Consider the following 26757-nt stretch of genomic DNA (forward strand, 5'->3'; position numbering starts at 1 on the left):
GCCCCGCACGGTGCCGGTGAAAGTGATTCGACGGCGACATATGATTGACTTCGCGCTCTGGAAAAAGGCCTGGGAACTGCTGGACCGGCGCGAGCGCCGCAATGCGTGGATCGTGTTGATCGTCGTCGTGGTCTCGGCCTTTTCGTCGGCGCTGATGGTCGGCTCGGTCATGCCGTTCCTTTCGGTCCTGTCGGACCCCGGCCGCATCCATCAGAACGCGGTCTTCGCCTGGGCCTACAGAACCGGTGGCTTCACCTCGGACTATGCCTTCCTGATCGGGCTGGGGGTCGGGTCGCTGGCGATCATCCTGCTATCGAACCTGTTGCAGATATTCCGGACGCTTGTCGTCGCGCGCTACACGACGATGCGGATGCATACCTTCAGCCACCGTCTGCTGACCGCCTATCTGCGCCAGCGCTACGAGTTCTTCCTCAACGCCAATTCCGGTAACCTCAGCACCCAGGTTCTATCCGAAGTGCAAGTCGTCGTGGGGCAGTTCCTGACCCCCGCCGCCGATGTCATCACCTCGCTGCTGACCATTTCGGTGATCGTCGCCCTGCTGATCTGGGTCAACCCCGTGGTGGCGCTGGCAGCCTTCGCGATCCTTGGCGGGCTATATGGCACGACCTACATGCTCAGCCATCGGATCGTGAAACGCGAGGGAGAGGTCCGGGCCGAGACCAACAAGGCGCGGTTCCGCATCGTCAGCGAGGCCTTCGGTGGCGCCAAGGACATCAAGCTGCTGGGGCGCGAGGCGGCCTATGTGCGCCGCTTCGACACCCCGTCCCTGCGCATGGCGCGCAGCCTGCGCATTTCGACCCTGAGCAGCCAGTTGCCGCAATATGCGATGCAGATCGTGGCCTTCGGCGGGATGATCCTGCTGTGCCTGCTGCTGGTCGACCCAGAGGGGCTGGCGTCGGGAAGGGCCCTTGGCGGCATCCTTCCGCTGCTTGGCGTCTTCGCCTTCGCGGGGCAGAAGATGATGCCCGAATTGCAGAAACTCTACGGCGGGCTGACCCGGCTCAAATTCGCCCGCGCGGCGATCGAGTCGATCCATGAGGATCTTATCGAAAAGGGAATGAGCGGTCCCCTGGCCGCGACGCCCGACCACGCGCTGCCGCTGAAACACGCGCTTGTCCTCGACCAGGTCGCCTATCGCTATCCCGCCGCCGAGGCCCAGGGGCTGGAGGGGGTCTCGCTGTCGATCCAGGCGGGCGAGAAGATCGGCATCGTCGGGTCCAGCGGCGCGGGCAAGACCACGCTGGCGGACCTTTTGCTTGGCCTGCTGCAGCCGACCGCAGGGCGCATGACGGTCGACGGTGTCGAGATCACCGAGGACAACGTCCGCGCCTGGCAGCAAAGTGTCGGCTATGTGCCGCAAGACATCTTCCTGACCGATTCGACGATCGCCGAGAACATCGCCCTCGGCTCCCTGCCCGAAGAGATCGACCATGCCCGCGTGCGCCGCGCCGCCGAGATCGCGCGGCTCGACCGTTTCATCCGCGAGGAACTGCCGCAGGGCTACGACACGACGGTGGGAGAACGCGGGGTGCGGCTGTCGGGTGGCCAGCGTCAGCGCATCGGGATCGCCCGGGCGATGTATCACGACGCGGATCTGATCGTCTTCGACGAGGCCACGAGTGCGCTCGACAATGTCACCGAGCATGAGGTGATGGAGGCGATCGACAACCTGCCCGGCGACAAGACCGTGCTGATCATTGCCCATCGGCTGACGACACTGCAGAACTGCGACCGCATCCTGATGCTTGATCATGGCCGGGTCGCCGGGTTCGACTGCTGGGACGCGCTGATCGAAGGCAACGCTGGTTTTCGCAAGATTGCGCGGGTCGGCTGAAGGCCCAGCACGGCGGCGCCTGTCGCGGATCTCGTCCCGGCTGGAACGGTCGCGCCCGGTTGGCGGGTCAGCGCAGATCCTGCGGGAAGCAGCGCGCAACATAGGCGGCATCGACCGGGCGGTATCCTCGAAACCACTTTCGCCACCGAAGCCGCGCACGGGCGCGCAGAAACCGCCCCAGCGACCGCGATGTCGCGCGGGGTTTCCAGCGCGCAGCACGCTGACGCTGGCCATCCAGGGCTCCGCGCGCCTCAGGGTGGGTGAAGAAGGGCCGGAAATAGGGCGCGAAGGAGGCGCTGTCGAAGAACAGGCTCCAGTAATCCGCCTTGCGCAGCGTCTCGGTCTGAAACGCCAGCAATTCGCGTGCCGCGGCAGGCGACAGGTAATAGGCGAAGGCCCCGAAGAAATGCCTGGCCGGGTCGACCAGGATCGCGCTGGCCCGCGCATCGTGGCGGCCTAGGAAATAGACCCCCCGTCGCGCCTGGGGGTGCCAGCCCAGATGCACGAAAGGCAGCCGGGTCTGCGCCGCGAAATCCAGCGCCGCCACCAATTGATCGCGTCGCGGCGAGATATCCTCCTCCAGGATGATGGCGGCCCGTCCGCTGCGCACGATCTCTTCATAGACCGACAGATGGCTCAGGGCACAGCCCACCTCCGCCGGGGCAAGCAGTTCACCAGTGTCGCGGAAATTGCCCAGTATATGCGTGAAATAGGCAAGTGTCGGAAGTTCGGCCCCGATCACCGGCGCCATCGGCCGGACGCCCATGTCGCGTTCATCTGCCGACAGCGGGCGGGCGCCGATCTTGTAGATATCCACCGCGCCGGGCGCTGTGCCCGCCTCTGTGCCCGTACCACCCCTGGTCATGGTCATGTCGCACCCCTTGTCCCGGGCGGGCAGGGAAAGGATTCGCCCGTTCGGTACGGGGGGTAGAGATCTGCGCGCATCTTCATGGTCGCTCCGGAGCCGGGGCCTCGTCTGGTGCATGATCCGTCGATCCGCATCATGGCGAACCTTTGCGCAGTTTCCAAGCTGTCGTAGGGTGCTGCCTGTCCCGCACGGGTCGGGCGTGCTAGATTTCGCCATCCTGGTCGCCCGGACCGGCGCGCGGCGCCGCGCGGGTCCAATAATGAGGTTGCCCAAATGTTTCCGCCCCACCCGACGCGGCACACGCCCGCCGCGAACGCACACCGCAAGAGGCGTCGCGAAAAGCGCGGCCTGATCGCCGCGTTTGCCGCCGTGACCCTGCTGGGGATGGGAGGCGGCGCCTGGGCAGAGGCGTTGCCGGCAGGCGTGGGGCTGCGCAATCCGACGCTGGCCTACGGGCTGACGGGCATCTCCGACTGGTCGCCGGAGATGCCGTTCCTGAACATCGCCCACATGATGCGCCCCTGGATCGGGCATAGCCGGGCGAAGTGGAACGCGATGACCACCCACCAACTGCAGGAGGGCGGCTATCTGGACGCGAAGGGCTGGCCCAAACGCATTCCGCGGGGGCTGGAATCGATCGGCACGATCTGGGCCTGGGGTGGCAAGGATCTGGCGGGGTCGCAAGAGGCCAAGTCACGCGCCGGCACCTATGTACTGACATACAAGGGCGAGGGGTCGATTCGGCTAAAGCTGGGCAGCGTGCGGGTGATCCGGTCGCGACCGGGACGCATCGTCTTCGACAATCCGACCGGGACGCAGATGGCGCTGGATATCACCGCAACCGATCCGAAGGGGACGGGCGACTATATCCGCGATATCGCCATCGTGCCGCAGAAATACGAAGGGCTCTATCAGGCTGGCGAGATCTTCAACCCCGATTGGCTGAAGGTCGTCGCGGATGCGCGCGAATTGCGCTTCATGGATTGGATGGCGACCAATGGTTCCCAGATCGAGACCTGGTCGCAGCGCCCGACGCCGCAGGACGCGACCTGGATGGATAAGGGCGTCCCGGTCGAGGTGATGGTGCAACTTGCCAACCAGACCGGGGCCGAGCCCTGGTTCAACATGCCGGCAAAGGCCTCGGATACCTATGTGCGCAACTTCGCCACCTATGTGCGCGACCACCTCGACCCCGATCTTGTGGCACATGTGGAGTATTCCAACGAAATCTGGAATTGGGCCTTTAGCCAGACCCGCTGGCTGATCGCCCAGGCAAAGGCCGACTGGGGCGAGACCGGGGGCGGCGCAAGGGCCAATTACGCCGCCAAGCGCGCCACCGAGGTCGCGCTGATCTGGAACGATGTCTTTGGCGCCCAGGCGCGCAAGCGCGTGGACAACGTGATGGGGGTGCAGAACGGCAACCTCTGGCAGGCCGAGCAGGAACTGACCGCCCCGCTGTGGAAGAAGCATGAGCCCGCGTCCTTCGTCGCGCCGCCGACGGTCTTTTCGTCGCTTGCCGTGACGACCTACTTCGGAGGCGCGGTCGTGGCGGACGCGAAGCTGCGCGCCCAGTTGCTGGAACGGATCCAGAGCCAAAGCCCCGCCGCAACCGGCCGTTGGCTGACCTCGAAGCTAAGCGACCCGTCCTATCCAACCTCGATCCCTCGCATCGAAGCGCGCTGGCAGGGCGTCAAGAAGATCGCCGACCGATACAAGCTCAAGCTCGTCGCATATGAGGGCGGGCAGCACATACAGCAGGCCTTCGCGGTACGAGGGCTGAAGAAGGACGACCTTGCCGGGCTGACCCGTTTCCTGACCAGCTATATCCGCAGCCCGGACATGGCGATGCTGTATGACGCGCTGTGGGACGGCTGGGCGAAGATCGGCGACGGGCCGTTCATGCAATATTCGGACGTGGGGGCGCCGTCGAAATGGGGATCTTGGGGGTTGTTCGCCGCTCTTGGCGACAGCAATCCCCGGGCCGACCTGCTGATCCGGCGCAACCAAAGCTCGAAGGCCTGGTTCGGCGATGGTGGCGGGGCGCGCTATCAACAGGGCGTGATCAGGATCGCCGGTCCGAACGGCACGCGGCTGACCGGCACCGGCAAACAGGATTTCCTGATCGGCGGGTCCGGGAACGACACGCTGGTGCCGGGCACCGGGGCAGACGGGTTGAACGGTGGCGGCGGCACGAACACCGTGCTGCTGGCCGGCAGGCCCGACCAATACCGCCTTGTGCCCGAAGCCGCAGGGTATCGTCTGACCGGGCCGGGGGTGTCGGATTATGTGCTCAACATCCAGACCTTCGTCTTCGATGGCGGCGCGACACGGACGCTGGCCGAGATGCTGCACCGCTAGCTGCGGCAAGGAAGCCCGGCCGACAAGGCCGCCGAGGCGACGGGGCAAGGCACCGCGGGTGGTCCAGCCGGTTCAGGGAGCCTCGCCCGGGCGGGGCCGCGGGTCAGCCAGAAGCGCCGCGATCCAGCCCGCGACGAAGCCGCCCAGATGGGTCTGCCAGGCCAGATGCCCCCCCGTGGCCCACCATGACACAAGATTCAGCGCCGCCAGAAGCGCCACGATGCGCAGCACCGGCCAAAGCATCTGGCCTGCGGTGAAGCGGTCGACATATTCCCAGGCGACCCAGGCCCCGGCCAGGCCGAACAGCGCCCCCGAAGCGCCGACCATCGGCGTCAGTCCCGACGACAGAAGCGCATAGCCAAGCCCGCCGCCGATCATCGACATGAAGTAGATCATCAGGAAGCGGCCGCTGCCCACCCGCGAAACCACCGGCAGACCGAGCCAGACCAGCACCAGCATGTTCCCCAGCAGATGAGTGATACCCAGATGCACGAAGCCATAGGTGACGAACATCGCAAGGGCCTGACTCGGATAGTTGGGTTGCCAGTTGTGCAGCAGCCCGGGCCAGAACCCCGCCCAGCTATAGGCCAGATCTCGCCAGCGCGGGCTTCCCCAAAGCCCCGCGCCGGCCCCTTCGAGCACCAGTTCGGGCAAGCTGTCGGCGATCAGTATGACCCAGATCACCAGCGGCACATCCCTCAGGCGGCTTGGAAACTGGGGCACAACGGCCATCATGTCCTTTCGGGGCATCCCACGATCGGGTGGCGTTCAGGGCAGCAGCGTGAAGCTTCGCCCGATGCTGAGAAAAGCCCCATTTGACCGTGCGGTGCCCGCGCTGCTTTCTTGCCGACGGTGTTGGACCCCGGCGTTCAAGTTCCAGCCCTTGGCCAATTCGTGCGAATAGACAACCTCCACGGTCTGGCGCTTCGTGGTCGGATAACTGCCATAGCCAGCACTGCCCACCCGCGCCCAGTCCAGGCTAAGCGCCAGATTCGACAGCGCGTTGATTGAATGAGTGTAGCTGGCGCCGACATGCAGTTCGGCGACATCGACGTCGTTGGCATTCAGCCCAACCCGCCGGTCGATGCTGACGGCGTATTTGGCATCGGGCAACTTGCCATCATAGCGCAGCTTTCCCACCAGTTGCGCGGCATGACCCGGTCGCGCCGCGGCGCCAATCCTGGCCGAAAGCTGGGCCCCGTCGCGAAGTGTCGTCTTGGCGTCGAGGCTTAGCGTGTTGCGCAGGCCGATGCTGTCGCGCGCCGCCGTATATGTCACGCCCTGGCTGCCGGTCCGCGTGTCGCGCGTGAGGCTGAGATTGCCATAGGCACCCTTGGATATCTGGCTTGTCCCGGTCGCGACGAAATCGGTTTCCGACCGCTGATATCCCAACTGCCCCGACAGGGATAGGACGGGCGACAGCGCGCGGCTGACCCCGACATAGGCGCCGGAGCTGCGCCGCCGGGTAAGCAGCGCGTTGGTATCATGTTCGCGGCTCCAGATCAGGCCGAGGTCGTATTCGACCACCTTGCTGGGATGCAGCTTGAGCACCGCATTCGCCGAACGCGTGCGCACGTCATAGGCGTTGGGATCGGTCGTGCCGCTATAGAGGCGGTTGTAACCCTCCAGGTTCAGCCCGAAGCCGACCGGCGCACGTAGCCCGGTCTCGAACCCCAGTCGCGCGGATGCGGTGCTGACGGTACCGCTCGAAACGATCGGTTGCGGCGACAGAGAACCATCCGGCAGCGTCGTGTAGCCGATGCTTTGCGACGTGGGCCGGCGCATGTAGCTTCCGTCGATCTTCAGCCGCGCATCCTTTGTTTCCCGGCTGTAGGACAGCCGCGCCGCGGGTTCATGCAACCCGCTTTCCGCCACCGCGCCATCGCTTGACAACCGGCCAAGCGCCGAAAGAGAAAAGCTCAGCCTCTGGATATGAGTGGTGCTGTTGAAGTGCAGCCCCAGGGTAGTGTCGAAGGTGGTGACCGCCCGCGCCGGGATCGTCAGTTTGTAATTGGATTCGTGGTTCAGCCTGGTGCCGAAATTCAGCACCAGCCGTGGCGGCGGCGCCTGATTCGCCGGGACGTCCGAGGCCTGCTGCGCGTCGGCCCGCGGCAATACCCCAACCGCGGCGGCCGTGCAGGCCACCGCCACGATGATTGTCTTGCGGGCCGTCCCTCTGCGCCTGATCACCCCCATCACCGTGCCTTACTCGAACAACCGCCGGGTCGGCACAATGATGACATCGCCGCGTTGCAGCACGATCGTCGGAACCGCTGCGCCGGACATCAGCGCCTTGTAGTCGAAATGCAGGATCTGACTTTGGCCGTTCTTGAAACTGCGGCGCAGCTGGATGCGCTTGGTCGCGGCATAGGGGGTCGGCCCACCGGCCTGTGCCAGCGCCTGCAACAGCGTGGTTCCGCGCCTGACCTCGACCAGGCCGGGCTTGGCGACCTCACCCATGGCGTAGACGTCGATCTGCCCGCGCCCGGATCCGACCGACCTGACGGGAGCAAGGCTTCCGATCGACAGATAGACCGTCGGCGTGGTGGCAAAATTCGGGGTGAGTCGCTTGGCGATCACGCTGCGCAGTGTTTCGATACTGTCACCAGCGGCCTGGATCGTGCCCACTGACGGAACTGTGACCGAGCCATCGGGCAGCACAAGCAGGTCGCTGTTGAGCGACGAATCCTCAAGCACCTGCATCTTCAACGTGTCGCCAGGCTTGATGCGATAGGCTGCGGCGGCCGGCAAAACGGCGACCACGGCGAAGATGGCCGCGATGGCCAGACGAAGAATGGCTTTGAACATGGTTTCGCTCACTTGTTCTTAATTTGACGATCATGCGGGAGTTCCGACAGAAAAACAATTCTCTGCGTAGCAAAGTTCATCCTTGCGTCATCGTCGGGCAACAGTTGCGGCCCGCGGCCGCGAAGGTGACACTGGCCGACGCGTGCCATGTGAAGTGTGCCATGTGAAGCGCGCCGTCTGTTGCCGCGTTTCCCGGCCGAAGCCGGCGTGGACCGGACTGTTGCCGATGCAGGAACGCTTTGTCGGAAGATTCTTGGCATGACAAATGGCGATTTCGCCCTATATTGGGCAACATTAAGGCAAAGTTATTCGGCGACTCAGTTTGGGATTGGGGGCCAAAATGTTGATTTGGGTGAAACAGTGGCATCCGCGGCGTAGCGCGGTGGCGTTCTTCATGGCTGCGGCGTTGTCCTTGGGCGCCACGGCGGGCGCGGCCGCGCCGACACCGTCGTCTCGTCTGTCCGGCCTGCCGGAGACGGTGGGGATGGGCCTGCGCCATTTGGGCGATACCGAGACTTCACAGATCGTCTCGGCCCTATACTGGCTGCACCATACGTTTCCCAGCGCCCCGTTCACATGGATGCCGGGCAATGGCGTGGCCAACCTGGGAACGCTGCTGGGCTCCCTGGCCAGTTGGTTGCACGACGGCCAGGACAGAGGCCAGGGCGGAACGTCAGCGGGCGGCACGCTCACCCCGGCCGAAATCTTCGAGAAGCTGATCGCGGGGGGGGCGGGCCTTTATGGCGGCCCACCACGCGGCCCGGCCCAAGGCGGCTTGCAAGGCAGCGCCAAGTCCTCGCCACCGTGGACCGCGCTGCTTGCCGGGGCGCACCCCTTTGGCGGCACTAGCGCTCCGTCCGGAAACCTCCTCACCTCCGCCGGTCCGGGCGGAACGGGCCTAGTCGGGTCTGGTTCGGGCGGAACGGGCCTAGTCGGGGCGGGCTCGGGCGGAACGGGTCTAGTCGGGTCGGGTTCGGGCAACCCGACGATCACCGGCGGAAGCGGCCCATCCTCGGGCACGTCCAGGGCTGCGCTGCCGTCGGTCGTTCCACTGCCGGCGACATTGCCGATGCTGCTGCTCGGACTGGGCGCGCTGGTCATGGCCGGGCGGCGCAGACGGCCTGCAACCTGATCGGATCTCCGAATTTCCGGCCCGCGCCCTGACGGGCGGTCGAAACGGGCAGTCGTCAGGCCGCAAAAGCCGCCCGCCGCCGCGCGAAAGCCCTTCCAATTCCCTTCCATGCAAACGCATTGGCAGGTCGCACAGCATGTATCCCCCGAAACGGCAATCGCCCCGTCGCGCCGGGCGACGGGCCAAAGGCGACACCCAGAACGAACGCCCCGAGGCATGGCACCGGGGCGTCGTTCGTTGCAGCCGGAGGCTGGCGGGGCCTAGTTGCCGCTACCGTTGGCGGGTATCATCGCCTCCGCGCCATCGCCGGCGGGCTTGAGATCGGCCAGAGCCTTGCGCGCGGCCTGGACGAAGGGGCGCGTGTCGTCGGGCCCGACCATGGCGACGATCTTCTTGAACTGAGCCTTGGCCTTGTCGTGCTCATCCAGCGCCTTGTAGGTTTCGGCCAGATGATATTGCACGATCGGGCTTTGCGGCATTCCTTGCGCCGCCAGTTCAAGATAGGTCCGCGCCTCTTGCGGATTGCCGCGCTGATAGGCGATCCAGCCGTAAGTATCGGCGAAAGCCGGCACCTTGGTCCCCGCCAGACGGCGCGCAATCCGCTGCGCCTCTCCCAGCGATTTCGGGTCGCTCGCACGATGGTCCGACAACATGCTGGCAAGGTTGTTGGCATTCAGCACGCTGTTGGGGTTCTTGTCATAAAGCTTCTTGTAGATCGCGATCGAGGCGTCGATACGGCCCGCCTTCTCTTCGTCGGCGGCCTTGATGCCCAGAAGCGCCGACGAATCCGGTACGGCCGCAAGCGCCTGGGTCAACGTCGCATGCGATGCCGCGACCTGCCCCGAGACCCGCTGCAGCTGAATCAACGCGACCCAGACGCGATCGCGCGCGGGATCTGCAGCAAGAAGCTTGCGATAGCCTTGTTCGGCGTCTTTCACATCCCCGGTCGCCGCCTGCACCGAGGCCAGGACGAAAAGACGTGCCGGGTCCTCCGGCTTCTCGGCCAGTAGCTTGGCGGCGGCCTCTTTCGCCTGAGCGACCTTGCCCTCTGTCAGGAACGACCGGATCACCGCGATCTGGGCGTCCATCCCGCCCTGACCGTCCTTGATAAGCCCTTCCAGATAGGAAACCGCGGCCCCCAGGTTCTGACGTCCGGCCAGGATTGCCGGTGTCATGTTCAGCGCGGCCGCCTTGGCCTCGGGCGATCCGATCTCGTTCAGGCGCCGCGTCACGCCCTCGGCGCGCGGCCAATCCTTCGTCTCGATGTAGATCTGTCCCAAGGGGATCAGCAGCTGCAAGTTGTCGGGCGACAGGCGCAGCGCGTCGATCAGCACGGTCTCGGCCGAGACTTCCTTTCCCTGTTGCGCGAGGAACCGCGCGTAGCGCAGCGATTCCTCGGGGGCGCTGTTCGAGGCCTCGACCGCCTGGCCAAGCATGTCGCCCACAAGATCGGGCTTGCCGCTGCGCTCGTAGGCGCGGGCCATCAGCGTCATCGCCTTGGGATCGTTGGGATTGGCCTCCATTGCCGTGCGCAGAAGCGAGATCGCCTCGTCGGTGTCGCCAGTATCGATCAGCCAGCCGGCCTTGAGCTTCAGCGCCTCGGTCTGGCCCTTGTCTTGGCTCAACACTTTCTCGACCAGGGCGCGCGCGCCCACGCTGTCGCCCGCCATGTAGCGCATGTTCGCCAGCGTCACCTCGATGCGGCGGGTCTCGTCCGTGGCGGGCGCAGTCTTGACGATCGCATCCATCAACTTCAGCCCTTGGTCCCGCTCGCCCTTCTGGAACAGGATCGTCGCCTTCAGCGCGCGAAAGCTTTCCAACGTCAAATCGGTGCCGGCATCGGCCGCATTTCCGTTGGTGTCATCGGCGCTGGCGGCGGGGGCGGCGGCAGGGGCGGCGGCGGGGGCCGACGGCACGTCGCCCGAGCCGATCACCCGGTCAAGCTCTTTCAGCGCGGCATCATGGCCACGGTACTGCAGAATAAAACCGACAAGGGTCATGTCGGCCTTGGCCCGTTGGGCGGGCTTCGCCTCGGCCGCAAGCCTCTTCAGGTAACCCTCGGCCTCGGCGATCTTGCCTTGCGAGACATACCAGCGCAGCAAGGTTTGCTGCACGGCGTTGTCGCCCGGGAACATGTCGACCATCTTCTTGAGCTGGGCCTCGATCGCCGGCCCGTCCCGTAGCGCGCTGAGAATCGCTAGCCGCTGCGCATAGAAGGTTCGGTTCTTCGGCGCGATCTTCAGCGCGGCGTCGACCTTTTCCAGCGCGGCATCGTAGCGTTGCGAACGCATCTCGTCGTTGATGACGATGCGCCAAAGCATCAGATTTCGGGGAAGCTTCTTGATCAGGTCGCGCGCGTCCGTCGCGGCCTTTGCGCGCGCGGCGTCATCGCGGGCCGACACCGCCTTGGCATAACGTACCCCGACCTCGACGGCCTTCAGCTGCACATCATCCGGCTTGAGCGCAAGGCCGGCCCGCGCCTGTTCGTCGGCCGTCTTCCAATCGGTCAGCTCGGCGGCCAGCCGCGCCGCCGCGGAGATCGCCGTGATGTTGTTGGGGTCATGTTCGATCAGAGAGGCATATTGTTGATAAGCCCCCGGAAGGTTGCCCTCGGATTCAAGCATCTCGGCGAAGCCGATCCGGACCTTGTCATCGCCCGGCGCAAGGCGGATCGCATTGCGGAACTCGACTCCGGCGCGGGAGAAGTCGCCAGACCTAACGTAGTTCTGGGCGCTTTGGAAATACTCTGCCGCCCGTTCTTCATTGGTCTTGCACCCCGCAAGCGCCAACATGGCGACCATGAAGACCGGGAGAAGAAAGGCAGCGCGGGAAAAAGTCATGTGGGATTCCTGAAATCTGGCTCAACTCGAAACGCCGTCTTAACGGGCAAGGACCCCACGGAGGCGTCTCCGGTGGGGCCAGGTTACTTCCTGCGCCGGTAGGCTAACAACCCGTACCGCGCATCACCACGCCCAGAGTACGCACAATGAGCCTCGTATCTGTCGCCAAAGACAGCTCGGCCTCGTACCGGGCGTCGTATTCCGCGCGTTTTACGAATGCGCTTTCATGGCGGTCCGATACCTGCCACGGTCCAGTCAACCCGGGACGCAGATTGAAATAGGCGGTGCCGGGATAAAGCGGCGCCTGATTGGGCATGATCGGACGGGGGCCGACCAGCGACATGTCACCTCTGAGCACGTTCCAGATCTGGGGCAGTTCGTCGAGCGAACACTTGCGCAGGAAGCGCCCCACGCGGGTGACGCGCGGATCGTTGCGCAGCTTTTGGCTGTAGGACCATTCGGCCGCCGCCGCGGGACAATTGTCGAGATGTTCCTGCAGCTTGCGGTCGGCATCGGGCACCATCGTGCGCAGCTTCAGCATGTGGAACACCCGGCCGCCGCGGCCGACCCGACGGTTCCAGTAGAAGGGGCTGTGGCCATCGCGGGCGACGAGAAGCGCCAGAATTGCAAGCATCGGTGCCACCAGCGGCAGCGAGATCAGCACGAGAGAAACATCGATCATGCGCTTGACGCCGCCACGATAGAGTCCCGTGCGCCGCGCGCGGTTTCGTCTCTGTCTGTCCAGAATTGAATAGCTATCATACAAGTCGGGCAAATGCATGGTCAAAGTAATCCCTTCAAATAAAACACCGCGCCACAGTCTGGAAAATCAGACAGCCACGGCGCCCCAAATCGCAAACCACGAAAAGGCCGCGTCAATAAGAAAAATATTCGGGGCCAGAACCCGGAAATCAGAATTGCATTACATAATCAGGAACGCTGTACTTCACCCGCAAGCGTTCTACGCCACTCGCACTCACACGGGTACAGGTTAGCGGAACGAGGCGAAAAATCGACAAAAAAATGGTGTCGCTCCGACCGATCGCCATGTTTTCGCCCCAAAGTTCACGGAACTGTTCCCGATTCGATGTTGTTTCTGCGCGCTCATCCGCTGATTGTCACGATTTGGGCACCAAACGCGCGACAGGACACCATGGAACCGCCAGAAATTTGCCCGCATCGAGATGGTCGATTCGGTGTTTCCCGCGCCTTGACGAACAGCGCAGCCAAGTGAGCAATTGCTTTTCTCCGGAGCCTCCCTCAAAAAAGGAGGGCTGAGGCCGCAGCTTGTGCCCGCTCTCGCCAAATGACGGCGGACAAGCCTTTTTTTCGCGGTCACCAAGGATATTGAATGACTGAGATTGACCCACCATGGGATCCGCGGGACGCCAAGGCAGGCAAGGCGACGACGGCCGAGCCGGTCGCGGCGGACGGCACGCAACCGAACAGCGACGACCCCGAACTTCGCGGCTTCTATTCCGATTTCTTCGGCTTCAAGGAGCGCCCCTTCACGCTGCTGCCCGACCCCGACATGCTGATGTGGTCGCCGCAGCACCGGCGGGCCTTTTCGGTGCTGGAATACGGCATCCATTCCCGTTCCCCGGTGACCTTGCTGACCGGGGCGATCGGTTGCGGCAAGACCACCTTGCTGCGCGAACTGTTGCGTGAAATAGACCCTTCGGCGACGGTCGGGCTGGTGTCGAATGCCCAGGGCGGGCGCGGCGCCCTGCTGCAATGGGTGCTCAACGCGCTGAGCCAGAAGTTTGCTTCGAATTCCAGCTATGTCTTCCTGTTCCAGCAATTGCAGGATTTTCTGATCGCGGAATATGCGGTCGGCCGGCGCGTGACCCTGATCTTCGACGAGGCCCAGAACCTGTCGATGGAAGGGCTGGAAGAACTGCGGATGCTGACCAACATCAACACCGGCAAGGACGAGGTCGTCCAGCTGGTGCTGGTGGGGCAGCCGGAGCTGGCCGAAACGATCCGGCGGCCGGAACTGGCCCAACTGGCCCAGCGCATCGCCGTCAGCTACCATCTGCTGCCGCTTGACGCGGCCATGACGGGGAACTTCATCGTCCACCGCCTGGTCGCCGCCGGCGGCACCGGCGAGGAATTCGACATGGCGGCGCGCAAGCTGGTCTATGACGTGACCTGCGGCGTGCCGCGCCTGATAAACCAGTTCTGCGACATGGCCCTGCTTTATGCCTGGACCAACGAATCGCCCGTCGTGACGACTACGACACTCGAACAAGTGCTGGAAGACAACGTCTTCTTCGCCGCGCAGATCAAAGACCATGCGGAGACCGGCAAGCCATGACCATCGACCTCAAGTATTATTTCGCGATCTTCCGGCGTCGCTTCCATTATTTCGCGCTGGCCTTCGTCGCGGTCCTCGCCGTGGCGGGCACGGCGGCGCTCAAGCTGCCGCCGACCTATACATCGCAGGCGCGGCTGTTGCTTGAATCCCCGCAGATACCGAACAGCCTGGCGGCGCCGACGGTCAGCACGGCGGCACTGGAACAGCTGCAGATCTTCGAACAGCGCCTGATGACGCGGCAGAACCTGCTGGAGATCGCGCGGCGCTTCCAGGTCTTCCCCGGCATCGACACGATGTCGCCGGACCGGATCGTGGATGCGATGCGCGATTCCACGCAGATCCGCAACAGCACCGGGCGCGACCAGGCGACGACAATGACGATCGCGTTTTCCGCGCGCTCGGCCGCCACCGCCGCCGCGGTGGTGAACGAATACGTCACGCGGATCCTGAATTTCAGCGCCTCGATGCGCACCAACCAGGCAGAGCAGACGCTGCAATTCTTCAAGCAAGAGGTCGAACGTCTGTCGACCTCGCTGAACGCTCAATCCGCCAAGATCCTCTCCTTCCAGAACCAGCATCGCGGCGCCCTGCCCGCCACGCTCGATTTCCGCATGACCGAGCAGTCCAGCCTGCGCGAGCGGCTGAATTCGGTGCAGCGCCAGGTCGCCGATCTTAGGGACCAAAAGCAGCGTCTGGTCGCGATCTTCAATGCCACTGGCGGGGTCTCGACCAATAGCACCGGTGCGTCGGTTTCGCCCGAGGCCCAGCATCTGACGGCGTTGCAGGCCCAGCTGGCGCAGGCGCTCGCGGTGCTGTCGAAATCCAATCCCAAGGTGCTGATGCTGAAAGCCCAGATCGCCCAGTTGGAGAAGACGGTAACCCACCAGCAGGCAGCGGCCGCGGCCGGTGCGGCGACCACGGCTGCCGACGCGTCCAACAACGTCAGCACCGCCCAGAAGGCAATGCTGGACATACAGACCGCGCAGATCGACGGACGCATCACGCAGCTGGAAAATCAAGAACAAGAGCTTGTCAAGACATTGGCAAAGCTTGGAAAATCGATCGACGAGACCGCGGACAACAAGATCGCCCTCGATGCGCTGGAACGCGACTACGACAACATCCAGTCGCAATATAACGCCGCCGTCACGCGTCTGTCGCAGGCCTCGACGGGGGAGCGGATCGAAGCGCTGTCGAAGGGCCAGCGGCTGGCGGTGCTCGATCCCGCGACGGCGCCAGATCAGCCGTCGCGGCCCGACCGCCGCAAGATCATCCTTCTGGGCCTGATTGCCGGGGTTGCGCTTGGTCTTGGGCTGATCGTGCTGCGAGAGATGCTTGACACGTCGCTGCGCCGCCCTGCCGATCTGACCAACGCGCTGGGGGTCACTCCGCTTGTGGCGATCCCCTATGTCCGTACCCCGGGCGAAACCGTCGGGCGGCGCATGATCACGCTGGGGGCGCTGATGCTGGTGGCCGTCGTGGTTCCGCTCTCGATGTGGGCGATCGATACCTATTACATGCCGCTCGACCTGCTTGCGGCGAAGATTCAGACCAAGCTCGGCGGGTAGTGCCGCGTAACGTGTTCTGTGAAGGGGGGGGCGCCCCCGAGGAGTGAGAGAAATGGAAAGACTCGAGGCCGCGATGGCCAAGGCGCGCGCCGCCCGCAAGGCAACCAAGGACGGGGAGGCGCCAGACCACAGGCCACGCCAGGCGCCACAGCCGGACTCTGGGCGCCCGATCAAAGATGTGCGCCCCGAAGCACTATGGACAGCGCTCCACGAAATCCCGATCGGGAATGCGCTGGCAAGGAAGATGCGCCTGAGCGCGCTGATGGGCTCCGAATTCGCGGCGCCATACGACATCCTGCGAACCCGCGTGTTGCGCCAGATGCGCGCCGAGGGCTGGAAGCGTCTTGCAGTCACCTCGCCCAACAAAGCTTGCGGCAAGACAACGGTCAGCCTGAACCTGGCGCTTGCGATGGCACGGCAGGCCGACCTGCGCGTGATGCTACTGGATTTCGACCTGCGCCGGCCCTCGCTGGCGCGGCTCTTGGGTCAGCAGGCGGGGTCGCATGATCTCGCGGCACTACTCGCGGGTACTCGGGATTTTTCCGAGCACGCGGTCCGGTTCGGGCCGAATCTGGCGATCGGGCTGAACCGGCGGCCGGTTCCCCATTCGGCCGAGACGTTGCTTGGCTCCTCGACCGCTTCGACGCTGGACGACATCGAATCCCGGTTCAAGCCCGATGTCATCATCTTCGACACCGCGCCGATGATGGGCAATGACGACAACCTTGCCTTCCTGGGTCAGGTCGATTGCGCCTTGCTGGTCGCGGCTGCGGACAGCACTTCGGCGCGGCAAGTCGACAGCTCCGAGCGAGACCTGTCGGGCCTGACCAACGTGCTGGGCACGGTGATGAACAAGTGCCGCTATCTTGACGAGCACGACGGCTATGGCGGCGAATACTACTGAACCGGGGCGCCGTCCGCAGCATTGGGGCTGGCGCGTCGAATGCCCCAAGATCAGGCCATAGATACGAGGCAAAGAAATGGGCCGGCCCCGCAAGGGACCGGCCCGCAGTCAGTGCGGAAGGCGAAGGCCTACGCCGCCATCTTGCTCTTGCGGCGCGCAGCGAAGCCGAACACGCCCAGACCAGCCAGCATCAGGAAGCCTGCGGCTGGAACCGGAACAGCGGCGATGGTGAACTGCGTAGACGGCAGCAGATTAGCCGACAGATGCGAAGGCACCGCGGTGCCGGTCAGCTTGAAGTAGATCGTCTGCACCGGCAGCGTGATTCCCTTGAAGAGCACATCGTTAAGCGAGCCAAGCATCTGCGTCGGCGCGCCGGTGCTGTCGGTCACATTCAGGCTGCCAAGACGGTTGGAATACCCCGCGTCCGTGTAGCCCGTGAGCGTCAGGTTGTTGATCGACGCCTGGTTGGTCTTCTGGAACTGCTGAACGGTGAAGTCCACGTTCACCGGATCAGACGTCAAATTGTTGAACCGGCTTGCGTAGACGAAGTTGCCGCCACTGATCGACTGGACTTGATAGCCGATCACGGTGCCGTTCGCGAGAACCTGCGAATCGTTGTTGGTGTAGGTGCCGCACCCGCCACCGGTAGAGGTGCAGGTGGCGGCGAACGCCGCGCCAGCACCAAGCGCCATCGAGGCGCCAAGGGCAATAATTCCTACGAGTTTCTTCATGTTAACTTCCTTTCAACCATTTCTGGCGCCAAAATCGTCACAATATTCGCCGGGTAGAATTCCAGACCCCTTCAGCACCTGCAATTTCAAGATGATTTCTGTAGGGGCCACCCGACCACAGACAGGCTACGCGATGCCTTAATTCTGTCAAAGTTTTTCTGCAATCACGCCTTATTGTTGGATCAACTTCTCGTTACATGCCTCTGGAGGCTGTATTTTCGGAGGATGCGAAGCCGCCGTCCGGGCGCGTGCCAGCCGTGGCCGACTTGCAGCGTTAACGAAAAGTTAGGGATTCGGCGCGCATCTTTCCCTTGATAGAGGCGCGAAGGCCGGGAAGGTTTGAGTGTACCAGTGCTGACGGCGCATGGGATCGTAGCCAGTCATAGTTTCGCCCGATTCGCGCGACAAGTTAGTTCAGGAATGCAGGAAGCCCACACACCCAGCGGTGGCATGAACCTGCGCAAGCCAAAGCTGCCTGGAATGGCAGCGTTTCGCGGGAAATCTCCGTGAGCAGTATGAAGGGATGTGGCCCGAAATGGTTCCTACGATCATCTTTGGAGCACTATTGACCGGAATCATGGGTGGCGTGGCGGCGGCCATGCTTGGCGCCGCCTGGTGGGTTGTCGTACTTGCCTTCGTGGGTGCGGGCAATCTGGGGACGGGCCTTATCGTGGTTCTTTCGTTCTTGCGCAGCGACGAACGCCCCGGCGGGCCGCTGGGCCAGCCCACGGCTGCCCCCGCGCTGTCGCGCCAAATCCGATCCTGAGATTCCTTTTCCCGAGGCAAGAGGCTGGCCCAGCCGCTAGCCTCTTGTCCAAGGTATCGGTGCAATGAAATCCCGGCGGCGCGCAAAAAGCCGCGCCTGGATGCGGGGAGGGCGCGGGCATGCGCCAACTTCCCACCGGATTGCGGGCGGCCATCCGCCGTTCGGAAACGGCGGTCACCTTCCGGTGACGACAGCCTGGGCTCATGCTGAACGACCGATTTGGAACAGTAATGCGGCGGCCGAAGAATAGCGCTGTCCAGATTTCCGCAATTTATGTACATTGTCGGATGGGTAGTAGGGCGCTTAAGCGAAAATGCTTTTTAGTCAACTGCAGTTCTGGCTATTCTTTGCCATCGTTCTAACGCTCTACGCAATCCTTCGCCATCGTGCCCAGAACCGTATGCTGCTTGTTGCAAGCTATGTGTTCTACGGCGCCTGGGACTGGCGCTTCCTAGGGCTGATACTGCTTAGTACCGGAGTCGATTACTTCGTCGCCCTGCGCATGGGGCGGGAAAACAACGACCGGCGGCGGCGCTATCTGATGCTCGTTTCTCTGACCATGAACCTCGGGCTTCTAGGATTCTTCAAATATTTCAACTTCTTCGCCGACAGCATGCACGATCTGCTGAGCGCGCTGGGTTTTCAGCCCTCTCCCCTTGTGCTGTCGATCGTCCTGCCGGTTGGCATATCCTTCTACACCTTCCAGACACTGAGCTACACGATCGATGTCTACCGACGGCAGCTGCAACCCACGGCCGATTTTCTGGATTTCGCGCTTTTCGTCTCTTTCTTCCCGCAGCTTGTCGCAGGCCCGATCGAACGCGCCAGCAACCTGCTGCCCGAAATCGCGAATCCCCGCCGCGTCACGTCCGAGGCTTTCGGACGCGGGGTCGTGCTGTGCACCACAGGATTGATCAAGAAGATCGTCATCGCCGACGGCATCGCCCCGTCGGTGGACGCGATCTATCAGTCGACCGCGCCGTCAGGGGCCGATATCCTGCTGGCCACCTGGCTTTTCGCGATCCAGATCTATTGCGATTTCTCGGGCTACACGGATATCGCCAGAGGGGTGGCCAAGATGCTTGGCTTCAACCTGATGCTCAACTTCCGTCAGCCCTATTTTGCGACCAACCCGCAGGAATTCTGGCATCGCTGGCACATCAGCCTGTCGAGTTGGCTGCGCGACTATCTCTACATTTCGCTCGGCGGCAATAGGAAGGGACGCTGGAAGACGTACCGCAACCTCATGGCCACGATGGTGCTGGGTGGGCTGTGGCATGGTGCGGCCTGGCATTTCGTCGCCTGGGGCGCCTATCAGGGCATGTTGCTGACCGTCCATCGGGCCTTGTTCGGCCGCCAGGGTGGATCCTTGGCAACCGTGCGGGACGGGTTCGAACGGCCAAGGCCCCGATGGTCGGCGGGCGTGAAACGCTTGGCCGCGATCGTGCTGTTCTTCCAGGTCGTCAGCTACGGCTGGCTGCTGTTTCGCGCGGAATCTTTGGCGCAGGTCGGGCAATTCACCCAAAGCATCTTGCATCTGGATATTGCGCAGTTCGCCGCGCTGTCGATACCGAAACTGCCCGTGCCGACGGTTTTGGCGATCGCCTGCCTGTTGCTGTGGGACGCCTTGATCGAACGCTACGGCCCGACCTTCTACGCCGGCTGGGCGACAAGCCTGCGCGGCGCGCTTTACGCCGGAATGGTCTATCTGCTTGCCTTCGGGGCGACCACGGCGACCTCTGCCTTCATCTATTTCCAGTTCTAGGCGGAAGGTCCCCCTGCCCATGCCGAAGCTTCTGAAGACCCTGATCGCCACCATCGCCTGTCTGGTCTTGCTGGATGCTATGGTTGCCGTCGTCCTTGCCCTGCCGCGCGGGCGCAGCGGGCCGGTCGCCAAACTGGCCCAGTTCTTCGATTACGGCTACAGCGTGCCGGGCAAGCTGACCGATTGGATCGCGCGTCCCGGGGCGCCCGGCAACCTGTTCGATGTGGCGTGGCGCCAGGCGATGATGCGCAAATCGGCGGAACGGTTCGCCCGCGAAGATCCGCACACACCCGAAATTCGCGGCTACAGCATGTCCTTCGTGAACCATGTGCTGGAAGCGGCGAAGGCGCTTGACCCGGGCCTTGTCGTCGATCTTCACGCGGGCCCGGCCGCTCCGCCGAACGCGACCTTCGCGATGTTTCTCGACGATCGGGCGAACCGGCGCAAAGGCGATGTCGTCGTGTTCGGCATCCTGTCTTCCAGCGTGCCCGGCATGGGCGCGCTCAGCAACCAGACCTGGATGTTCGAGCAACCCTCGCCCTTCACCTACCCGGTGTTCCTGCCCGCGCCGGGCGGCGGCTTGACCCGGATCGAGCCCCTCATGGAAAGCGCGGCGCAGGAACGCGCGAACCTGCTGACCCCGTCCTCGCCGGGGGCGCGGGCCTGGCGTGGGCAATTGCGGCGGGTCGATGCCTTCTACGGGCCCGAGACCTTCGGGTTACCCTGGCTCGACGCTTCGCCCTTCGCACGTCTCGTGCGCCGGTCGATCGCGGTGAAATCCATCGCCGCGACGAAACAGCGCCTGCTGGCCGATCCTTTCGGCGCGCCCCTGCCCTATGGCGAAATCCTGCGCCGGATGGTTCGGGAATTCGCCATGATCGCGCGCGCGGACGGCCAGATCCCCGTCGTCGTTCTGGTGCAGGTGCGCGGAAAACCCGATCTTGCCGCGCTGCTGAAGCCGACCCTTAGGGCAGAACGGATCCGCTATGTCGCGACTGTCGATCACCAGGACCCGACGGAACCCGAAGCCTATACGTCCGACGGCCATTATACGCCCGAGATCCGCGTCCGCTTTGGTCAGGCCTTCCTGAAGGCCATCGGGCGCTGACCCGGTCACTCGGGCGCAGCACCCCATGCGCGGGTCAGGTAAGCAGGCTCATCCAGGACAGATCGGTCTCGTGCAGGCCTTCGAAGACGACAGTCGTATGGTCATGGGTGAATTGCAGATCGCCATGCGGATCGGTCGACATCATGTCCTTGGCCGCATCGACGGAAGTCAAATGCAATGCGCGCAAATCCAGCGTATCTTCCTGCGTGAAATCGGTGATCACGTCGTGCCCGTCCTGCGTCCCGATGACAAAGCGGTCACGCCCCGCGCCGCCGGTCATGCGATTGTCGCCGCCGCCGCCCACGATCCAATCGTTGCCACCGCCGCCGTTCAGCACGTCATTGCCGCCACGTCCGTCAAGCACGTCATTGCCGCCGCCGCCATAGATCACGTCGGCCAGGCCGCTGCCATGGAAAATGTCATTGCCTTCCGTCAGGGTCAGCGAGGCTGCGTTGACGACGACGGAACCCAGCGCCTTGGTGGTGTCCTGCGCGTCGATATTAAGGGCTTCGCCGTCCCTCACGGCGACATTGTTCTGCAGGCTCCAGTAATTGGCACCGACATTGGTGCCGCCGAAATCCGCGGTTGTGCCCTTTTCCGACAGCACGAAGGCCGGGTCGTGGGATACGGTCAGGCCCAGCGACTTGCCAAGTGCCGACCAGGGGTTGACGCTGTCTACCACCACCCCGGTATCCGAGGAAAGCTGAAGCACCATGTCGCGCGGCGCGGCCGACTGCACCACATCGCCCTTCAGCGCCACGGACAACGCACCGGTCGCCTCCACGGCGGTTTCGGCAACGGCTGGGGCTTCGGCTTGGGGCGCCGGCGTTTGGGCCGACTGAGCGAGAAGCGCGCCCAACCCCATGACGACGCCATCGGCGAAATGGAAGGTCTCGATGTTCTCGATGATGTCCGTGCCGTCCATCTTGGGGCCTTCAAGGACATACTTGCCATCGGCCTGAGAGGTCAACACATAATCCTGCGCCACGCCCTGCAGCAGAAGCTGGTCGTTGCCGGCCCCGCCGTCGATCAGGTCGTTGCCCGCGCCGCCGGCAAGCGTATCGTTCCCGGCGCCGCCAAGCAGCGTGTCGTTGCCGTCGCCGCCAAGCAGCACATCGTTGCCGCCATGCGTTGCGATGTAATCGTTGCCGCCCCCGCCCAAGATCCGTTCATCCGCGCCGCCGCCGATGAAACGGTCGCTCGCGTCGGTCAAGGTGATGTCATGGGTATGGGTCAGGACCGAACCAAGCAGCTGCGCGGTGGTCAGCGCGCTGCCGGTCAGCGCCGCGCCGTCCTTCGAAGCCCGGTCTTCCTGCAAGCTCCAGTAACTGGCCGAAACGTCCTGTCCGTCGATGGTGGCCGAGGCGGATTTCGCCGCGACAACATAGCCCGAGCTGCTGTCGCTAAGGCCCAGATCACGGCCCAGCTGCGACCAAGCGTTGATCGCGTTGATGGTCACGCCGCTGCCATCGGCCGTGTTGGCAATGGTCACGCTTCCATTGCCGGTGCCATGGACCATGCCACCCTGATCGCCAAGTACCGTCGCGCCGCCCGACGCGGGGGCCGCGGTTTCGCTCGTGGTGGGATCGGCGGTGGTGCCGTGCGCTGTGCTGTCCGTCGTGTTATCGGTGCTATGGTCGGTGGCATCCGTGGCGGCGACGGGATCACCGCTCAGGAACTGGTCAAGGGTCAGCGTCTCGCCATTGGAAAAATGGAAGGCCTCGACCCCGACGATGTAATCGGTGCCATCCGCGCCCTTGACCGCGTAGCCCGGCCCGTCGGCGGCGATCGAATATTGGTCCGGCGCCCCCGACAGCACCAGCGTGTCGTGGCCGCCCTCGCCGTTGATGCCGTCGTTTCCGGCGCCCGCGACGAAGGTGTCGTTGCCCGCGCCGCCGACCAGGAAATCCTGCTTGGCGGTGCCGGTCAGAACCTCGCCGCCGTCGCCGGCGATCTTGATGACGCCCTGCTGATATTGCGACCCGCCGCCGTCGCCGAACCACGAGTGCGAGGTCTGGTTCAGATGATCCAGCAGTTGGGCGCGCGGATTGACGTCGCCCAGCGCGCTCAGGATGCCCCAGGATCCCCATTTCGACGGCGCCTGGACGTCACCATACTGCATGAACGGGCCATCGCTGACCTGCGACCAGGCGTCCCAAAGCTGCTGATATAGCGACGCCATGTCGCCGCTGCGGATGTAATCGGTCAGGAAGTGGGTCAGGTCGCTGACCTGGCCGGAGGTCATGGTGCCCAGCGCATAAGCCTGCTGAATGTGCTGGCCGCCCTCATAGGCGATCAGCTTCAGGCCGGCGGGGTCGGTCACGCTTTTGATCGCGGCCCATCTGGCTTCGATGTCGGGGATCGAGGACCAGACATTCGGATCGGTCATCTTCTGGGTCAACCAGGCGCTTGCGTCCACATTGGGGTCCGCGATCGCTTTCAGCAGATCAGCGCGCAGGCCGCTGTCGGCCATCATCGCCTGGCCGAAATAGGTGGTCACCGCGACCGAATCGAACACCGAGGCGGGGGATACGAAATGGCCGGGATCGTTGGCCTGCCAGACCTCGCCGTTCAGGATGCGGTTTTCAAGCCACCACCAGGATCCGTTCTGCGCGCCCAGCACGTTGTCGACGCGCGTGGCCGCCTGAGCGCCGAAGGTATGATCCCAGATTTCCGCGACCTGGGTCGCGCGCATCGCGTAAAAGTCGAGATTGCCCGGCGGCGGACCACCGTTGACACGGGCGGTCCCCCAAAGTTCCTTGGCCTGGGTATCCATCCACTCGGTTTGCGAGAAGGACTTGTTCCAGGTCTCGTTGGAATACTCCACATGCGCCGTCAGGCCGGGATCGAGATGATCGCGCACATAGGTGGCAAAGCTTTGCACATAGGCGTCGGTGGCCTTGGCGGGCATGTTGAACCAGGGGTCGGTGCCGGTCTGGTTCGCCAGTTGAACCATCACCTCGACCGGCACGCCCTTGTCCTGCCAGCTCGCAGAGTCGAGCTGTGGCCGATGGGCCCAGTCCGTAACCGACGAACCGTTGGTGCGCATCCAATCCATGAATCGCAGCTCGCGCGCGTCGTTGACGACCGACAGCCAGTCGGGATTGAAGACCTCGCCGGCCTGATAGAGCCCTTCGTATTTCTCGTTCACGATAGAGACGTTGTGGATGTAATCCCCGGTCCCATTCGGGTCGGTCGAGGTGATCGACATCGACATCTGAGTGCCCGTCGGGTTCGCAAACACGATCTTTCCGGGCTGGGAGCTGATCACATGGGCATTGAGGCCCATCTTGATCGTCCCCTCGCCCTCATAGGTCAGCACATAGGTGCCGGCGCGCGATTCCGCCGCGGGGGTACCCTGCTGATCGGTGCCGCCCCAGGCCCAGATCGTACCGATCGAACTCAGCCCGTTCGGGATATGCGTCGGCCAGCCATTCGCGTCGAAATAGCCGCCATCTTCCAGCTGCTGGGTCGTCATACCGTTCCATTGCGTGGCGGTATGCCCGATCCAGGGCCGCATCATATGCGCGATGTTCAGGAACGGCATCTGCGTTCCATAGTCCGAAACCCCGATCAGCCCATAGGCCAGGGTCGGATCGGTCAGGCCCTCTCCCGCGGGAAGGTTATTCAGAAGATCGGTGTTGGACATTGTCCCTCCGCTTCGCTCCACGAACGCCCGCGTCATACGGGTGACTTGCACTCCTGTAACAAAGCCGTGAGATTCGGGCCGGTCGATGGCTTGAAAACGGCAAGACTTAGAAAGGTACGGAATGTTTTATCGGTGTCACATGCATGCCATACCCTCAATATGTGGTGGGGGAACATGGCAGTAAACTGCCAATTCTGGTAGAGGGCGGCGGAAGTCAGCGAACCGGTCAGCTGATCGGGCTTGCGCCTCGCGCATGAATCTTTATCTGCCGACGGTTGGCCCGAGCCATCCGTCGCACGCACTTCCGCAGCCAAATGACCCGGAAGACAACAAATGGGCCGCGCCTGTCGCGGCCGCTCGGGCCGGGCGTCGTCAGGTGTCCGTCAGGGGCCGCCCTGTCAACCAGGGACGAAGCGGTTCAGCGGTTTGATCACGGCGCGCAGCGCATCTTGCAGCCGCGCTTCCGCCGCCGCGACATCATTGCCCGAGTTGATCGGCGTGATCAGCCGCACCAGCGCGCCGTCGCTGCGGCCGGTCAGCACCTTGGCCTTGGTCAGGGTCAGCTTGGCGTAATAGGACGAGGCCGTATTCACCCCCTGCTGGTCATACCAATAGTAGACCAACATCCGCTCGACACCCTTCTGGATGATCGCCCGCTTCAGGGTGAACGGTCTTGCCCCGCCCAGGTCCTTTGACACCTTGATGGTTTCTAGGCTGGCGATCTCCCATCCGGCGCCCGGCAGACAGACGGTCGGAGAATGGGTGCCGCCTGTCATCTGGTCACGATACCACGCCACGAAGAGATCCACCGCCTGCGGCGTACCGGGGCGCGTGAGAGGCGCCGAGATGTAATCATCCGCGGCCAGAATGCGCGCGATATCGGGGGTCAGACGCGCCGATTCCCCGACCGACCAGTCGCCCACCTGGCGCGGGAACAGATAGAAGGGCTCGCGCTGAACCTGCGAAAGCTGGCGTGGCGGGATCACCTGCCAGGCGGCCGCCAGCGCGCTTACCAACAGCGCGACACCGATCAATTCCTTCGACGGCCGCACAAGCCCGATGCGCCGGAACTGCGGCCCCAGGCCCGCGGTTTCGAGATCGAGCGCGGCGACGAGGCTATGCTTTTCGGGATGAAGCCGCAGCAGCAGCCAGGCCAGCGCGAAGAGGATCAGCACGCAGGTGACGAAGATCACCCAACCTTCCATGAAATGGGTGACCCCCTCGACGAAGGAAAGTCCGAAATGGTCGACCACCGCCCCGGCGATCGCGATGCGGACCGAGTTCATGAACACGGTGATCGGGACGGCCGACACCAGCAGGATCGCCTTGTGCCACATCGGGCCGCGGTAGAGCACCGCGAAGATGTAGGAAAACGACAGGATCGGGAACAGATAGCGCAGGCCCGAACAGGCCTCGGCCACCTGCAGCTTGTAGACCCCGAGGTCGATGATGTTGCCTTCCAGATAGACCGGAACGTCGATCAACCGCAGCATCCACACGCCCAGTTCCGACGAAACCCCCTGCAGATAGGTCGAAAGCCCGTAATAAAGGACGCCCGGCAGCGGCAGCATGTAGACTAGGTGCAACACCGGCGGCCAGAACTGGCGCCCGTCACGCCAGCCGAAGGAGACAAGGATCAGCCCCCCCACCCACAGGATGATCGCATAGGCTGCGAAATCCGGGATCTGGATCATCCGGCCGACCCCGCCCAGCAGCAGTGCGAAGATCAGCACCATCACTCCCGGCGTGCGGTCGGTCACAGGGGCGGTGTTGATCGGCACGGACTTGAGCTGTCGCAAGAACAGGAAAAGCGACAGGATCGGGATCAGCGGACCGTGGCTGTATTCCGGCGTGGCCCATGCCCGGAACAAGGTTTCAAGCCCGGTCTGGAAATATATGGCAGCGCTCACCACCGCGACCACAAACCAGAATACCCCCCATCCCCGAAACGCCGCAAAACCGCTTGGCGGATGGACATAGTCATTTGTCAAAGTCACGGGCTCAAGACCTCTGAAAAAGAATAAAATAGGAACGGTGGCACCCAAATGGTGCCGAGAAATTCGCTGAACGTTAACACTTATGGATGCG

Annotated in this window: 18 protein-coding genes; 9 read left to right on the top strand and 9 right to left on the bottom strand. The window is 63.6% G+C overall.

All coding sequences use genetic code 11. The features are described from left to right. Positions 1–40: 40 nt before the first annotated feature. A complete protein-coding gene (locus tag BLV97_RS01405; RefSeq protein ID WP_092163911.1) occupies positions 41–1855 on the top strand; it encodes an ABC transporter ATP-binding protein in 1815 nt (604 codons plus the stop codon). 67 nt (positions 1856–1922) lie between these two features. On the opposite strand, the gene BLV97_RS21095 is transcribed toward BLV97_RS01405, so the two are convergent. Then, a complete protein-coding gene (locus tag BLV97_RS21095; protein ID WP_035841990.1) occupies positions 1923–2726 on the bottom strand; it encodes a glycosyltransferase family 25 protein in 804 nt (267 codons plus the stop codon). A 270-nt stretch (positions 2727–2996) separates the two neighbouring features. On the opposite strand from BLV97_RS21095, the gene BLV97_RS01415 reads away from it, so the two are divergent. After that, positions 2997–5081 (top strand): hypothetical protein, encoded by a 2085-nt coding sequence (locus BLV97_RS01415; protein WP_051646041.1) that lies wholly within the window; start codon positions 2997–2999, stop codon positions 5079–5081. A gap of 72 nt (positions 5082–5153) precedes the next feature. On the opposite strand, the gene BLV97_RS01420 is transcribed toward BLV97_RS01415, so the two are convergent. The 3 genes from BLV97_RS01420 to BLV97_RS01430 all read right to left on the bottom strand — a co-directional run bounded on the left by BLV97_RS01420 (position 5154) and on the right by BLV97_RS01430 (position 7901). Continuing rightward, a complete protein-coding gene (locus BLV97_RS01420) occupies positions 5154–5765 on the bottom strand; it encodes a rhomboid family intramembrane serine protease (RefSeq protein WP_244520931.1) in 612 nt (203 codons plus the stop codon). 84 nt (positions 5766–5849) lie between these two features. Continuing rightward, a complete protein-coding gene (locus BLV97_RS01425; RefSeq protein WP_143037470.1) occupies positions 5850–7271 on the bottom strand; it encodes a hypothetical protein in 1422 nt (473 codons plus the stop codon). A 15-nt stretch (positions 7272–7286) separates the two neighbouring features. Beyond that, positions 7287–7901 carry a polysaccharide biosynthesis/export family protein gene (locus tag BLV97_RS01430; RefSeq protein WP_143037471.1) on the bottom strand — a complete coding sequence of 205 codons (615 nt, stop codon included), beginning with the start codon at positions 7899–7901 and terminating at the stop codon, positions 7287–7289. 328 nt (positions 7902–8229) lie between these two features. On the opposite strand from BLV97_RS01430, the gene BLV97_RS01435 reads away from it, so the two are divergent. Then, entirely contained in the window at positions 8230–9021 is a 792-nt protein-coding gene (locus BLV97_RS01435; protein ID WP_143037472.1) for a PEP-CTERM sorting domain-containing protein, read from the top strand. Positions 9022–9281: 260 nt separating this feature from the next. Here BLV97_RS01435 and BLV97_RS01440 read toward each other — a convergent pair whose 3' ends face one another. Next, positions 9282–11861, bottom strand: a complete 2580-nt coding sequence (locus tag BLV97_RS01440; protein WP_035841395.1) for a tetratricopeptide repeat protein — start codon at positions 11859–11861, stop codon at positions 9282–9284. 103 nt (positions 11862–11964) lie between these two features. Continuing rightward, positions 11965–12543 (bottom strand): sugar transferase, encoded by a 579-nt coding sequence (locus BLV97_RS01445; RefSeq protein WP_244520932.1) that lies wholly within the window; start codon positions 12541–12543, stop codon positions 11965–11967. A gap of 669 nt (positions 12544–13212) precedes the next feature. On the opposite strand from BLV97_RS01445, the gene BLV97_RS01450 reads away from it, so the two are divergent. From BLV97_RS01450 to BLV97_RS01460, 3 genes are read left to right on the top strand one after another with little or no spacing between them, the layout of a single operon-like run. After that, complete coding sequence (locus BLV97_RS01450; RefSeq protein ID WP_081825010.1) at positions 13213–14178, top strand: ExeA family protein; 966 nt, start codon at positions 13213–13215, stop codon at positions 14176–14178. Beyond that, a complete protein-coding gene (locus tag BLV97_RS01455; RefSeq protein WP_092163915.1) occupies positions 14175–15746 on the top strand; it encodes a GumC family protein in 1572 nt (523 codons plus the stop codon). Before BLV97_RS01450 ends, BLV97_RS01455 begins: the two co-directional genes overlap by 4 nt. Positions 15747–15798: 52 nt before the next feature. Further along, positions 15799–16650: a CpsD/CapB family tyrosine-protein kinase gene (locus BLV97_RS01460; RefSeq protein ID WP_035841389.1), complete on the top strand. Its 852-nt coding sequence runs from the start codon at positions 15799–15801 to the stop codon at positions 16648–16650. 128 nt (positions 16651–16778) lie between these two features. Here BLV97_RS01460 and BLV97_RS01465 read toward each other — a convergent pair whose 3' ends face one another. Further along, positions 16779–17381, bottom strand: a complete 603-nt coding sequence (locus BLV97_RS01465) for a VPLPA-CTERM sorting domain-containing protein (RefSeq protein WP_092163916.1) — start codon at positions 17379–17381, stop codon at positions 16779–16781. 565 nt (positions 17382–17946) lie between these two features. On the opposite strand from BLV97_RS01465, the gene BLV97_RS01470 reads away from it, so the two are divergent. From BLV97_RS01470 to BLV97_RS01480, 3 genes are all read left to right on the top strand, one after another. Then, complete coding sequence (locus tag BLV97_RS01470; protein WP_143037473.1) at positions 17947–18147, top strand: hypothetical protein; 201 nt, start codon at positions 17947–17949, stop codon at positions 18145–18147. Positions 18148–18547: 400 nt separating this feature from the next. Beyond that, positions 18548–19912 carry an MBOAT family O-acyltransferase gene (locus BLV97_RS01475; RefSeq protein ID WP_051645993.1) on the top strand — a complete coding sequence of 455 codons (1365 nt, stop codon included), beginning with the start codon at positions 18548–18550 and terminating at the stop codon, positions 19910–19912. A gap of 19 nt (positions 19913–19931) precedes the next feature. Beyond that, positions 19932–21020 carry a hypothetical protein gene (locus BLV97_RS01480; RefSeq protein ID WP_035841381.1) on the top strand — a complete coding sequence of 363 codons (1089 nt, stop codon included), beginning with the start codon at positions 19932–19934 and terminating at the stop codon, positions 21018–21020. A 34-nt stretch (positions 21021–21054) separates the two neighbouring features. Here the strand turns inward: BLV97_RS01480 and BLV97_RS01485 are convergent, their stop codons facing one another. Continuing rightward, positions 21055–24669: a calcium-binding protein gene (locus BLV97_RS01485; RefSeq protein WP_035841379.1), complete on the bottom strand. Its 3615-nt coding sequence runs from the start codon at positions 24667–24669 to the stop codon at positions 21055–21057. A gap of 398 nt (positions 24670–25067) precedes the next feature. Beyond that, positions 25068–26579: a VPLPA-CTERM-specific exosortase XrtD gene (gene xrtD / locus BLV97_RS01490; protein ID WP_244520933.1), complete on the bottom strand. Its 1512-nt coding sequence runs from the start codon at positions 26577–26579 to the stop codon at positions 25068–25070. Positions 26580–26757 lie beyond the last annotated feature (178 nt).

It is taken from the genome of Allgaiera indica (genome assembly GCF_900106675.1).
Taxonomy (GTDB): Bacteria; Pseudomonadota; Alphaproteobacteria; order Rhodobacterales; family Rhodobacteraceae; genus Acidimangrovimonas; species Acidimangrovimonas indica.